8 protein-coding genes are annotated in these 14,205 nt (G+C 54.9%); 6 read left to right on the forward strand and 2 right to left on the reverse strand.

The annotated features are described in order from the left end of the window. The first annotated feature begins 17 nt into the window (after nt 1–17). Complete coding sequence (locus BN8_RS17870; protein ID WP_009283322.1) at nt 18–1,256, forward strand: ABC transporter permease; 1,239 nt, start codon at nt 18–20, stop codon at nt 1,254–1,256. 107 nt (nt 1,257–1,363) lie between these two features. Here BN8_RS17870 and BN8_RS17875 read toward each other — a convergent pair whose 3' ends face one another. After that, complete coding sequence (locus tag BN8_RS17875; RefSeq protein WP_009283323.1) at nt 1,364–2,227, reverse strand: TraB/GumN family protein; 864 nt, start codon at nt 2,225–2,227, stop codon at nt 1,364–1,366. Nucleotides 2,228–2,423: 196 nt separating this feature from the next. On the opposite strand from BN8_RS17875, the gene BN8_RS17880 reads away from it, so the two are divergent. From BN8_RS17880 to BN8_RS17890, 3 genes are read left to right on the forward strand one after another with little or no spacing between them, the layout of a single operon-like run. Next, a complete protein-coding gene (locus BN8_RS17880; protein WP_009283324.1) occupies nt 2,424–5,822 on the forward strand; it encodes a methylmalonyl-CoA mutase family protein in 3,399 nt (1,132 codons plus the stop codon). A gap of 19 nt (nt 5,823–5,841) precedes the next feature. After that, nucleotides 5,842–6,123 (forward strand): DUF5615 family PIN-like protein, encoded by a 282-nt coding sequence (locus tag BN8_RS17885; RefSeq protein ID WP_051041097.1) that lies wholly within the window; start codon nt 5,842–5,844, stop codon nt 6,121–6,123. Nucleotides 6,124–6,181: 58 nt separating this feature from the next. After that, nucleotides 6,182–7,543: a GH1 family beta-glucosidase gene (locus BN8_RS17890; RefSeq protein WP_009283326.1), complete on the forward strand. Its 1,362-nt coding sequence runs from the start codon at nt 6,182–6,184 to the stop codon at nt 7,541–7,543. On the opposite strand, the gene BN8_RS17895 is transcribed toward BN8_RS17890, so the two are convergent. Next, nucleotides 7,535–9,880, reverse strand: coding sequence for a T9SS type B sorting domain-containing protein (locus tag BN8_RS17895; protein WP_009283327.1), 2,346 nt, complete (start codon nt 9,878–9,880; stop codon nt 7,535–7,537). The genes BN8_RS17890 and BN8_RS17895 overlap by 9 nt on opposite strands. 250 nt (nt 9,881–10,130) lie before the next feature. Between BN8_RS17895 and BN8_RS17900 the strand changes: the two genes are divergently transcribed. Further along, nucleotides 10,131–10,550, forward strand: a complete 420-nt coding sequence (locus BN8_RS17900; RefSeq protein ID WP_009283328.1) for a DUF2267 domain-containing protein — start codon at nt 10,131–10,133, stop codon at nt 10,548–10,550. A 363-nt stretch (nt 10,551–10,913) separates the two neighbouring features. Beyond that, the gene (locus tag BN8_RS17905) at nt 10,914–14,042 is read left to right on the forward strand and encodes a TonB-dependent receptor (RefSeq protein ID WP_009283329.1); all 3,129 of its coding nucleotides are present in this window, start codon (nt 10,914–10,916) and stop codon (nt 14,040–14,042) included. Nucleotides 14,043–14,205 lie beyond the last annotated feature (163 nt).

A 14,205-nucleotide genomic window follows, 5' to 3' on the forward strand; every position in this document is an offset into this window, starting at 1 on the left:
GCTAATCAACAGTTTCCTTGAACGTTCCTGTTTTTCTGGCTCGCCGGGTTCGTCATGCGCCCGAGGGTAGTTTTTCCTCTACCGTTACCCGCGTCGGTATCATCAGCATTGCCGTTGGGCTGGCGGTCCTGATTGCGGCTTTCGGTATTTTGTATGGTTACAAGCAAACCATTCAGCAGAAGATTTTCGTCTTCGGGGCTCACATTCAGATCTCGAAGTTCACGAATAATTTATCCTTTGAAGAAACTCCGCTGTCGACCAATACGGCACTGTTCCGAACCGGCAATCAGATTCCGGGAGTTCGGCACATCCAGGGCGTGGCGCTGAAAGCCGGCATCCTGAAGACCAGCGATGAGCTATCGGGCGTTGTGCTGAAGGGCGTCGGACAGGATTACGACTGGAACCTGCTGCGCGAATCGCTGGTGGCGGGCAACGTGCCCAACTTCCGCACCGATACAGCCGCCCGCGAAACCGGCTATTCAACCCAACTGCTCATCAGCCAGTACATGGCCAATCAACTGCGGGCTAAAGTTGGGCAGAGCATTCCGATGTATTTTCTGGGCAATCCGCCCCGCGCCCGGAAGATGACCATTGTGGGCATTTATGAAACGGGACTGGAAGAGGTAGACAAAACGATTGCGCTCGGCGACATCCGGCTGATTCAGCGCCTGAACCGCTGGAGTGCCGATTCGGTCGGTAGCTACGAGATTTTCGTAAATGATTTCAGCCAGTTGGACCCGACGGCGGCCAACGTATTCAATGCGCTGTCGCCGGATATGCGCCTGACCCGTGTCACGGACCAGTACCGCCCGCTGTTCGACTGGATGGTGCTGCTCGACCGCAATACGGCCATCCTGCTGACGCTGATTGCCTTTGTCGCGAGCTTCAACATGGTATCCGTGCTGCTGGTGCTGATGATGGAACGCATTCCCATGATTGGTATGCTGAAGGCCCTCGGCAGCGTCAATGCGCTCATCCGGCGCATGTTTCTTTACATCGGATTGAGCATGGTAGGCTGGGGGCTGCTGCTGGGCAACCTGATGGGTCTGGGGCTGTGCTGGTTGCAGTGGCAGTTCCGACTGGTACCCCTCGACCCGAAAAATTACTTTGTCACGTTTGTTCCCATCGCCTGGAACTGGCCAACTATTCTGCTGCTCAACCTCGGTGCGGTGTTGCTGATTGCGTTGGTTCTCTGGATTCCTACCCTGATCATCAACCGCATTCAGCCGGTCAAGGCGTTGACGTTTAAAAAGTAGGTTGAGGTTAGTGGTTTGTAGTTGCGGTTCCCCGCCGGGACTGATGCGTCAGCACTACTGCGTCAACACTACTGCGTCAACAAACTACAAACCACTAACCTCAAACTCTAATTCACCGGCGTCACCGTGTATCCTTTCTGCCGAAGCAGGTTAATGACCCCTTTTTCGTTACCCAGGTGCCCGGCACCAAAGGCAAACAAGGTTGGTTTGTCACGGGCCGCTTTTTCGATTACCGGAATCCAGTTCTGATTCCGCCGGTTCAGCAGATCATCTTCAAACTCAGCCATACCGCCCCCAAACTGGCTGGTTTTGATGGATTCCATGAGTTTGGCTACGTCCTGAGCCTTGTAAGCCGCCAGAAATTCGGTGAACTCCTGCGAGGCTTCGTCGGGTTTTCGGGCCATGTCGACCAGCGCCTTGAGCTGAGTTTCCATCGGCATTTTCTCGATAGCCGCCATCTGAGCCTCCAGGGTTTCCAGCCCGAGGACCTCCTTCTTATCCTTGGCGGCCATCTGCGCAAACGTCAGGTCGTAGGATTGGGGCTGGCACTTGAGCAGAGTCATGTACATGAGCGACATCAGGCCAAACGGTTTCAGCGTTCCGACCTGCGTCAGGTTCATGTTCATGCGTTGTTTCAGGTAATTGTCCAGTACCGTATAATCGTCTGGTTTCAGCAAATCCTTAATGGTTTTGCCGTCGCTTAGCGTCATCATTTTCTGCATCTTCCCCATCAGCGCCGGATCGTCGAGGTCCAGTTCCAGATAAACCTGCTGCGTATTGGCATACGCCTTCTGCATAGCGTCGGTTATTTTGAGATCAGTCGGACAAACCAGATGGAACGTACCATACAAATACGAGGGTTTGGTCAGTCCCGGTCCGGTTACTTCATACAGCAAGGCTTTGTCCTGGGCCTGCACCGCCGGGGTCAACGATCCGGCGAGGAGTAAGGCGGTAGCTATTAGCTTTTTCATGATAAGGCGTGTTTCGTCCTGGTTACGGCATTAAAACTACAGGAGACCCTCGCCCTCCCGCAAAAAAATGGGGACAACCACTGAAACTATGGGACGAAAGCCAGCCTGAATGGGATGAAAGCCCTTTCGGTTTTGCTTCGTAACTTTGGTACGACGTAGTCTACTTCATCAACAGGAAAATATTGACTCAATACCGATGACTATTCAGGAAACCAAACCGTATCAACCCGTTCATAAAATCCGCCTTGTTACGGCCGCTTCGCTGTTCGACGGCCATGATGCGGCCATTAACCTCATGCGCCGGATCATGCAATCGTCCGGGGCGGAGGTGATCCATCTGGGCCATAATCGATCGGTGGCCGAAATCGTCGACTGCGCCATTCAGGAAGACGTACAGGGAATTGCCGTGACCAGCTACCAGGGCGGGCACGTCGAGTTTTTCAAATACATGTACGATCTGCTCCGCGAACGGGGAGCCGGCCATATCAAGGTTTTTGGCGGGGGTGGTGGCACCATCCTGCCAACCGAAATTGACGAACTGCACGCCCACGGTATCACGCGCATCTACTCGCCCGACGACGGCCGGTCGATGGGTCTGCAAGGCATGATCAACGACCTGCTGCGGAAGTGCGACTTTCCGACGAAACTGTGGGACATGAACGGTCAGCTAAAAAAACTGCCCGAAACAAAAGACGTAAACCTGATTGCCCGGCTGATCACAACCGCCGAGAACGATCCGGAAACATTCCGAAAAAACTCCCTTTCCTCCTTTTCTCCCTCCCCTGTCCTGGGCATTACCGGTACGGGGGGCGCGGGGAAATCGTCGCTGGTGGATGAACTGGTACTGCGGTTTTTGCGGACGTATCCCGACAAGACGCTGGCCATCATCTCCGTTGATCCGTCGAAACGCAAAACGGGTGGCGCCCTGCTCGGCGACCGCATTCGCATGAATGCCATCAATAATAGTCGGGTGTATATGCGATCGCTGGCTACCCGTCAGTCGAACCTGGCGCTGAGCAAACACGTACAGGACGCCATTGATGTGTGCAAAGCCGCCCATTTTGACCTGATCATTGTCGAAACCTCGGGTATTGGGCAATCAGACACCGAAATTACGGAACACTCCGACGTGAGCCTGTACGTGATGACGGCCGAATACGGTGCGGCTACGCAGTTGGAAAAAATCGATATGCTCGACTTCGCCGACGTAATCGCTATCAACAAGTTCGACAAGCGAGGGTCGCTGGATGCCCTGCGCGACGTTCGGAAGCAATACCGCCGGAACCACAATTTGTGGGATACGCCCGACGAAAACCTGCCGATTGTCGGTACCATTGCGGCCCAGTTTAATGATGCCGGGATGAACACGCTGTTTGCCCTGCTCATCCAACGCTTAGCGCGTAAGGCTGACAGCGAAGGGCTTGGGGCCGGGGGCGAAGGAGATTCCCAAGCCCCAGGCCCCAAGCCCCAAGCCCTTCGCTCTAGCCCCCAGGCCATTATCCCCGCTGATCGAATCCGGTACCTGGCCGAGATCGTGGAAGAAAGCCGCCGGTACGATGAGTTTGTCCACGAACAGACGGCCCTCGCCCGGCAGTTGTATCAGATTGACGGCACATTGCAGGTATTAACCTCTGCGGATAACCAGACCTCCCCGCTGAGTGCTGAGTTGCAGCAACTTTACACCGAACTCGAATCCCGCCTGCACCCCGACTGCCGGGCGTTGCTGAAAGCGTGGCCCGAGATGCAAAAACGCTACACGGCCGACTTTTACGAATACAAAGTGCGTGACAAAGTGATCCGGCTACCGCTGTACACCGAAACGTTGTCGCACCTAAAGGTTCCAAAAGTGAGCCTACCGAAATACAATGATTGGGGCGACATTCTGCGGTGGCTGCTGACGGAAAACGTACCGGGTGAGTTTCCCTACGCAGCTGGTGTGTTCCCGCTCAAGCGCGAAGGCGAAGACCCAACCCGGATGTTTGCCGGTGAAGGCGGACCTGAACGGACCAACCGACGATTCCACTACGTCTCGAAGAACATGCCCGCCAAGCGGCTGTCGACGGCTTTTGATTCGGTGACCCTCTACGGCGAAGATCCCGACTACCGGCCCGATATTTACGGGAAAGTTGGCAACTCCGGCGTCAGTATCTGTACCCTTGATGATGCCAAGAAGCTGTATTCCGGCTTCAACCTCTGCGATCCGGCCACGTCCGTATCCATGACCATCAACGGTCCCGCGCCGATGCTGCTTGGCTTCTTCCTGAACGCAGCCATCGACCAGCAGTGCGAGCTTTGGTTAAGGGCAGAGGGCTTGGGGCCGGGGGTAAACGATGCGTTGTCCAACCTTAGCCCCTCGCCCCAGGCCCCACGCTATCAGGGCCCACTGCCCGACGGCAACGATGGGCTTGGCCTGATGCTGCTCGGTACGACCGGCGACAAGGTGCTGCCCCGGGACGTGTACGAGAAAATCAAAGCCGATACATTACGCAAGGTGCGCGGTACGGTGCAGGCTGACATTTTAAAAGAGGATCAGGCGCAGAACACCTGTATTTTCTCGACGGAGTTTGCCCTGAAAATGATGGGGGACATTCAGGAATATTTTACCCAGAACCGGGTGCAGAATTTCTATTCGGTATCAATCTCCGGTTACCACATTGCCGAAGCGGGCGCTAATCCCATTTCGCAACTGGCCTTTACGCTGGCCAACGGCTTTACGTTCGTGGAGTATTACCTCAGCCGCGGCCTGAATGTCGATGATTTTGCGCCCAACCTGTCGTTCTTTTTCTCGAACGGCATGGACCCGGAGTACACGGTGCTGGGGCGGGTAGCCCGCCGAATCTGGGCCAAGGCGATGAAACACAAGTACCGCGCCAACGACCGATCGCAGAAGCTGAAGTACCACATCCAGACGTCGGGCCGGAGCCTGCACGCCCAGGAGATTGCTTTCAACGACATCCGCACTACGCTTCAGGCGTTGCTGGCCATCTACGACAATTGCAACTCGCTGCATACCAACGCCTACGACGAAGCGATCACTACCCCAACGGAAGAATCGGTACGCCGGGCCATGGCCATTCAGCTCATCATCAACCGCGAGTTTGGCCTGACCAAAAATGAGAACCCGCTTCAGGGCGCGTTCATCGTAGACGAATTAACTGATCTGGTCGAAGAAGCCGTGTACCAGGAGTTTCTGGCCATTAACGAGCGCGGTGGTGTTCTGGGGGCGATGGAGCGGATGTACCAGCGGAGCAAGATTCAGGAAGAGTCGATGTACTACGAGACGCTGAAGCACAACGGCCAGTTACCCATCATCGGCGTCAATACGTTCCTCGATCCGAAAGGTTCGCCGACAGTCATTCCGGCGGAGGTCATTCGCTCGACCGACGCTGAGAAACGCTACGCCGTCGTGTCGTGCCGGGCATTCCAGGAACGACACCGTACGGAGGCCGAGGTGGCCCTGCAACACTTACAGAAGACTGCCCTGGCCAACGGCAACCTGTTCGAAAGCCTGATGGAAGCGACCAAGGTCTGTTCGCTGGGGCAATTGTCGCGGGCCTTGTACGCCGTAGGCGGGCAGTATCGGCGGAATATGTAAATGGCTGTACCTTTGCTACATGAGCACCAATATTCAGGAATCACAGCAATTACTGGCCCGTATGTCCCGCGCCGAACAAGCTCAGCTACTAGTTACAATGCAACAAATTGGCTCAGCGGGACAGGGCATTCCTAACGATCAGGTATTGGTGGAGTCAACAACACGTAACCGCTGTTTGTTAACGTTCAATCGGAACGGCTTTATCCGTTTACAGAATCAGAATAACCAACATTCCGGTATTATCGTTTGTACGTTTGATACGGACTACGCTGGATTAGCTCAGCGGATTCATCAAACCTGATAGCACACACTGATTTAGCCTGGCAGTTGCTTCGTGTGCAACGCCCTAATTGATTCGCATGAAACATGAGTTCGGCCCCGACTTTGTCTGGGGAACCGCTTCAGCCGCTTATCAGATCGAAGGTGCCGTCGACGTTGATGGGCGCGGCCCTTCCATCTGGGATACCTTCTGCCGCCAGAAAGGAAAAATTAAAACCGGCGAAACCGGCGATGTCGCCTGCGATTTCTACAACCGCTATGAAGCCGACCTCCTCCTGAACAAAGAACTCGGCTTTAATGCGTTCCGGTTTTCCCTGTCGTGGTCACGGATTCTGCCCAACGGGGCCGGCCCCCAGCAGGGCGGCTTTATCAATGAAGCCGGACTGGCTTTCTACGACCGGGTGATCGACAAATGCTTATCGCTTGGCATGACCCCCTGGATAACCCTCTACCACTGGGATTTACCCCAGGCGCTCGAAGCTAAAGGCGGCTGGACCAACCGGCAGGTGGTTAGCTGGTTTACCGAGTTTGTCGATATCTGCACCAAAGCGTTCGGCCACAAGGTCAAGCACTGGATTGTCCTGAATGAACCGCTGGTGTACACAGCCCTCGGGTATTTTGCGGGCTGGCACGCCCCCGGACGGCGGGGTTTCTGGAACTTCCTGCCCGCGGTGCATCATACCGCCCTGGCCCAGGCTGAAGGAGGACGTATGGTTCGGCAGAATGTTCCTGACGCACAGGTCGGCACTACGTTCTCTTGCTCACCGATTGATTCGTTTACTACGTCGGCCCGCGACCAGGCGGCTGCTATGCGTGTCGATGCGTTGATGAACCGGCTATTTGTTGAACCGGCTCTTGGGCTGGGGTACCCCATGGAGACCCTGCCGTTTCTGGAGAAGATCAAGAAATACACACAATCCGGCGACCGCGAAAAGCTGGCATTTGACTTCGATTTCATTGGGTTGCAGCATTACTTCCGGGCCGTAGTCGAAGGATCGTTTTTTGCGCCCTACATCTGGGCCGCCGAAGTAACGCCCAACCGCCGACAGGTTCCCCTGATCACCGAGATGGGCTGGGAAGTTTATCCCGAGAGCATGTACCGGATCATCAAGCAGTTTGCCCAGTACGACGGCGTTAAAAAGATCATCATTTCCGAAAGTGGCGCGGCTTTCTACGACTCAGTTTATAACGGCGAAGTGTACGATGCCCAGCGGATCAGGTACCATGAGGATTATCTCGCCAACGTACTCCGGGCTAAACAGGAAGGAGCGCCCGTAGAGGGCTATTTCGTCTGGACGTTTCTGGACAATTTCGAGTGGGCCGAAGGCTTCCGTCCCCGGTTCGGACTGGTGTACGTCAACTACCGCAACCAGCAACGCATCGTCAAGGCGTCCGGTCGCTGGTTTCAGAAAATGCTGACGGAAAAAGCTGCTCTAGTATAAGACGGTTACCTGTCCGCGGAACGTTCCGGCATCACCCGCTCTGATTACATACGGATAGAGCCCGGGGGGAACAATTTCTCCCCGGTGAAAGCCATCCCAGGGGGTTTTGTAGCCGTTTGACCAAAAGATGACGTGCCCCCAGCGGTCAAAGACGCTTACTTCCAGTTGCGGAAACCGGTCCAGGTTACGTATCTCCCAGACATCGTTTACGCCGTCGGCATTGGGACTGAACGCCGTAGGAATGTGCAGGGGCGTAACCACCTCAACCCGTATGCTGGCGAATGCCTGACAACCCACTCCATCAGAGGCCGTAACCTCGTACGTAGTCGTTGAATCCGGACTGGCGATGGGCGACAGTACGTCGGTTCGGCTCAGCCCGGTTGGCGGTGTCCATTGGTACGTCAATACATCGACGGAACTTACCAGCGGCAGGGCTATGCTGTCGTATCGATCGATCCGCACTACGGGTGCCAGATGTAGCTCAATCTGGCGACTTACCGGCACGATGCGGGTTTGCCGGGCCTCACAGCCACGGTCGCTGACAACCGTGTACGTCACCGGGTGAATACCAACGCCCGCCCGATTGGGGTGAAAAACCGCTCCGTCCACTCCCACCCCACTGAAGACCCCGCCCGTGGGTTCGGCCTGCAAACGAACAGGGCCGGCAGCCACATCACATACCGGCGGGACTGAATCGAACCGAACCGCCGGAAGGGGCCAGAACGTCAGCGTTCCGGGATTTGACAACGTACTGCACCCATACCGGTTGGTCACGTTCACCTGATACGTTCCCCCTGCCTGTACGAATACGGCGGCACTTGTCAGGCCGGGCTGTAACTGACCATCCCTGAACCATTGCCATGTCTGTCCGGCCGTGCTGTCGGCAAGGCGCAGATAGGCCGTATCGCCCTCGCAGTAATCGTTTTTATCAACCAACAACGTCGCCGTTGGCTTCGGGTTGAACCGCACCGTCAGGGTATCTTTCCCGATACAGCCAGAACCGGCCGTTCGGACAAAAACCGCATACTGCCCGCTCTCCCGAACCGTCAGTTGCCGGGTGGAGGTATTTGCCAGCGGCTGACCGTCCCGTTTCCACTCGTATTGGGCAGTGGGTGTCGGCGTCACCTGCAACGTAACGGTCCGCCCCTCGCACTGCACCGGATCAGCATCCGGAACCAGATCAATCTTTGGCGACTCCCCAGTCTGTACCCGTATGATTGCCGAGGTTGCATCACTGACACACTCCCGCGTATTACTACGAACCACCCTGTATTCGCCCGGATTCTGGATAACCAGAAACGGCTTCGTGGCCCCGCTGATCAACTGATTATTCCGCAGCCACTGGTAACTCCACCCGGAGCCCGGCTCGGTACGTAAGGTATCCGACTGCCCGTCGCAAAGCTGGACAGTGGTTGTGGGCTGTCCTCGGTTTGTCACGACCGGCACCGGTACGGCTGGACGTCGGCAGTCGACCACTGGCAGCAGGAAATCCCGTCGGGTCAGGCCAATGCGTCGGCCGTTACGGTACTCTTCGCACTGCACTGTAAACAGATACATACCGAGGGCCGTTGGTGTCACACTTACCTCGCCTGTCGTGGGATTGATGGTGAGAGTTGGTCTGCCGGGCATCAGGTTTGTCAGCGAGTAACCGGGTGCCCAATCAACGGGTATGAGCGGGTCGCCTGCGGGTCGGATGCGGTAATGTTTGGCCGGAGTCACAAACGAGTAACGGAGTCTGTCTCCATCCGCATCGACTGCGCCAAACGACGCCTTATAGGGCTTACCGACGCAGGCAAAATCACTGACCGGGCTTCTAAATACCGGCGATGAGTTGTTGAAGAGCGCTCCATTCTGACTTAGTGGCGGAAACTCCAGATAAAGTACGTCTAACAACCCGATTGAATTGGCAAGGTTCGTAATGGTATACACACGGGCTCCCCAGCCTATGATGATGTAATAGCCCTCCGGATCAGTGTAGCGACTGACATCAAAGCGGTGGGTATCGTAGTACCGGAACATAGCAAGCCCCTTCTTCCAGGCATCACTACAGGTTGGATTGCTGTACGGCAAAACGATACGTTCACGCTGAGGTATGGGAATGACCTCCATCAATTTATTAGACCGTTTGCTGTACACTTCGAGTTTAGCATCCGCTTTAGCCTGGTCCGGGCTCATTCCATCGCGGGTAAAGAACACAACCGTTAACCGGTACAAACCGGGTTGCTGCCCGACCGCCGTCATGCTCAGGTCCCCTCCATACATATGCGTAGCCTGTACGACTGGGGAATACAACAAAGCCCCAAGCGCAATGAAGACTTTCAACCAGAATGACCTCATAACCTGTGCGTGTGTAACAAGTACCTGGCTAACTAATACCCACTTCCAATAAATTATTTACTTATCTGTTGTTTTTATATATTTTTCAAACGTTAAACCTCTCTGTACTTACCTATTTACAAATATAGGCCAACAAACAGCTATAGGATACCCGTTTGCTCAGGATGGTTGCCGGACGTCGTAAAAAAATATTTGGGAACATCTGGACGGACACGAAGTTGCTTACGTATAGATCAATTCGCAGACAACTATGCAGTATCCCGAATTTTTGCACGCAGCCAAAGAGAGATTGGGTGTCCAAACCGAACAGGAGGTGCTGAACGTCGCCCGGGCGTTTCTGCACACGCTGACTGAGCACATGGCCGGTAATGCGGCCGACAACCTGGGTGCCCAGTTACCAGCTCCCCTGCTGGATATTATTCGTGAGGTAGATCCCGAGGAGCGCAATCAGGGCGAGCGTTTTAAACTTACTGAGTTTTATGAGCGGGTGGCCGACAAAGCCGACGTTGACGATGAAACCGGCAAGCGTTATACCCATCAGTTTATGGAGTTGCTGGGCCAGATGGTCACGGCGGGCGAAATCAACAAACTGATGCTGACGCTCTCCGATGACTACGCCCCCCTGTTCGATAATGTGGAGGGAGTCGACAACGCTCCGCAACGAGGTTAACGAACACGCAGCCCGTCTCGAACACGTAACATCTTTTGCCGCAGAGTACCCGGATTTACGCAGACCAACCTGATTAATCTGCGCAGATCCGGGTACTCTGCGGCATTAGTTTAAACTACAATCAATCACTACTTCACCTCCTCAACAGGTGGTGGCGGTTATTCGCTGTAAGTGTTATGATACTGCTGATTATTCAATTTGAGCCATAGACGTTTGACCGACTTCAATGCACGTACTACGTGCGTATAAATCATCAAGGATTTATTAAGGAATCTTTACGAATAAACTAAGCCAGTTCATTTCGCAAAAATAGTAGGCGTTAACTTTATGGGAAGTACCTAACCATCTGTTAACTAGCTATCTATGCGTTTCTTCATCTACTTACTTGGTTTACTGTCAATTGCCCCGGCCGTGTTGCGTGCGCAGGTGACAACCGCGTCAGTTTACGGCACTGTTACCGACCAAAGCGGGCAGGGGCTTCCCGGTGCTACCGTGCTGGCCATACACCAGCCCACAGGAGCCCAATACGGTGTTACCACCCGCCCGGAAGGCCAGTTTACACTGGCTAACATGCGCGTGGGCGGGCCGTATAAAATTACCATTACGTACGTTGGTTACAAGACCGAAACCATCGACAACATCTTTTTGAGCCTTGGCCAGAAATTACCGCTCACCCCGCGTCTGGTCAGCGAATCGCAGACGCTGTCCGAGATAGCGATCCGGGCCGATGCCAACGACGTACTGAACAACAACCGCACGGGAGCACAAACCAACATCGGTGCCGAACAGATCCGGACGTTACCGACCATCAAACGGTCAATCTTCGACTACACCCGCCTGACACCCATGTCGGGTGGCGACGGTTCGTTCGGCGGGCGGAATTTTCGATTCAACAACTTCTCGCTGAACGGCGCTATATTCAACAACCCCTTCGGCCTGGACGCAGCCACACCGGGCGGCCAGGCGGATGCGCAGCCGGTCTCCCTCGACGCCATCGATCAGATTCAGGTAGCCTTATCCCCCTACGACGTAACGCAATCCGGTTTCACGGGCGCAGCCATCAACGCCGTCACCAAGTCCGGTACAAACCAGTTTCACGGCACCGCCTTCGGCTTCTACCGCAACCAGGATCTGACGGGCAAGCGCGTGAAAGGCACCGACATCATCGTTCCGGAATCCAATCAGACGCAGTACGGATTCAGTCTCGGAGGGCCGATTGTCAAGAACAAGCTGTTTTTCTTCGTAAACGCTGAGTTTGACCGCCGGTCAGATCTGGGCACCGACGGCTGGGTGGCGGCCCGGCCGGGACTGACGGGTGCCAACGTATCGCGCGTGACGGCCGCCGATCTGGAACTGGTGTCCAGTACGTTGCGGACGTTGTACAACTACGACACGGGCCCTTACGAAAATTTTACGCATAAAACCCGCAACAGCAAAGGCATTGCCAAGCTGGACTGGAACATTAACCAGAATCATAAACTGTCGATCATCTACAACTTCCTGGATGCCTTCAAGGACAAACCCGCCAACCCTTCGGCGCTCGGTCGGCGCGGCCCGGACTTCCTGACGCTGCAGTTCTACAGTTCCGGCTACCGGATCATCAACAAACTGAACGGGGGTATCATCGAATTGAACTCCAACTTCAACGGGAAATTTTCGAACAAATTACAGGCGGGTTTTACGGCCTTCCGCGACAGCCGCGATCCGTTCTCGGCTCCCTTCCCGGTCGTAAACATCAACCGCGAGGGCGTACGGTACATTGTGGCCGGCCACGAACCATTCTCGATCAACAACCGGCTCGATCAGGACGTACTTCAGTTTACGGATAACTTCAGCATTTACGCCAACAAGCACACGATTACGCTCGGTACCAGCTTCGAAAAATTCAGTTTCGACAACTCGTTCAACCTCGGTGCCTACGACGGTACGTTCGGCCCGGGTTATGCCTCGGTGCAGGAATTCGTGACGACCGCCAACAGTGCCGCGTTCAAAACATCGGTAGACAACGCCCGGGCTACCTTCGCCCGTGGACAGTGGGCACTGGCCGAAACCAACGTAGGCCAATGGGGAATTTATGCCCAGGATGAATTTGCCGTAACGCCCAAACTGAACCTGACCTACGGCGTAAAAGTGGACATTCCACTCTATTTTGACACACAGCAAAAAATTCAGGAGAATATCGACCGGAACCAGGCCAACTACCAGCCCGACAACCAGTATTACGATGAGAACGGCCAACCGGTTAAGCTGAACTCACTGACCCTGCCGAAACAGACGCCCCTGTTCTCTCCCCGCATTGGCTTTAACTACGACATCACCGGGAGCGGAACCCGCAAACTGCGTGGCGGAACGGGGGTGTTCACGGGTCGTTTTCCGTTCGTATGGATTGGCAACCAGGTAGCTAACCCCAGTTTCTTCTTCTACTGCACTACCGCGCCCGACTTTCAGTTCCCTCAGGTATGGAAGAGCAGTTTAGGCTACGACCACAAGTTTAAAAACGGCTGGATTGCTTCCGTCGACGTAATGTACAACAAAGACATCAACGCGATGATTGTGCGCAACTATGGCCTCAAAACCCCAACCGGACGGCTCCAGGACCCCAGCGCACGGCCCATCTACCTCCCCTCCGACCGGGCGGTCAATGCGTTTGGTGGTCAGACTGACGCGTATGTGTTCACCAATACAGACCTCGGTTATTCGTTTAACACGAGCCTTCAGGTACAGCGGACATGGGCCAGTGGCTTCTACGTAAGTGCAGCCTATAACTTCCTGGCGGCCCAGGAAGCCTCCTCCCTCAGCGCCGAAATCTCGTCAGATGCCTACGCTCGCAATCCGGCCTATGGCAATATTAACACGGCCGTGCTGGGACAGGCATCCTACGGCAATCGCCAACGGATCGTAGCGTCGGCCTCGAAGCGCTTCACCTACGGCGGGCGCTGGGCAACTACGGTGTCGGCCCTAACCGAATACACCGAGGGCAGCCGGTTCAGCTTCACCTACGCCGGCGATATCAACAACGACGGGGCCTTCGACAACGACCTGCTGTTTATCCCCACGGATGCCCAACTGAACAGCATGAAATTTTCCGGCAACGATGCCGCGCAGTCGGCGCAACGGGCGGGCTTCCGGGCGTACATCGAGCAGGATGCCTACCTGAGCCGCCACCGCGGCCAGGTAGCCGAAAAATTTGCGTCGTTCACGCCTTGGTTTTCGACGCTGGATGTCCGGGTGTTGCAGGAATACAGCCTGCCCAACAAACACACCATTCAGTTGAGTCTGGACGTGCTCAACTTCGGCAACCTGCTCAACAGCAACTGGGGTGTTCGCCAGTTTGCGTCCTACACGGGTCTGGTCCAGCCGCTGGGCGTGTCAGTCGACAGCCAGGGCGTACCGACCTACAGCTTTGACACGAGTCAGAAATCTACATTTTTTAACGACTCTCAGTTGAACTCCCGCTGGCGGATGCAGTTAGGCTTACGGTACTCATTCTGATACGTTACGCAGTATAACCGGGTTTTATGTTTGTAGATTACAGACGTAGCTTACGTTGTGCTTTTAATCTAATTTACAAGCATAAAACCCATTTTTCTACCAATTTTGCAATATTGGTAACATTATAATTGTTTTGATCCAGGTACGTTAAATGATGATTCGG

The organism is Fibrisoma limi BUZ 3 (genome assembly GCF_000296815.2).
GTDB classification, from domain to species: domain Bacteria; phylum Bacteroidota; class Bacteroidia; order Cytophagales; family Spirosomataceae; genus Fibrisoma; species Fibrisoma limi.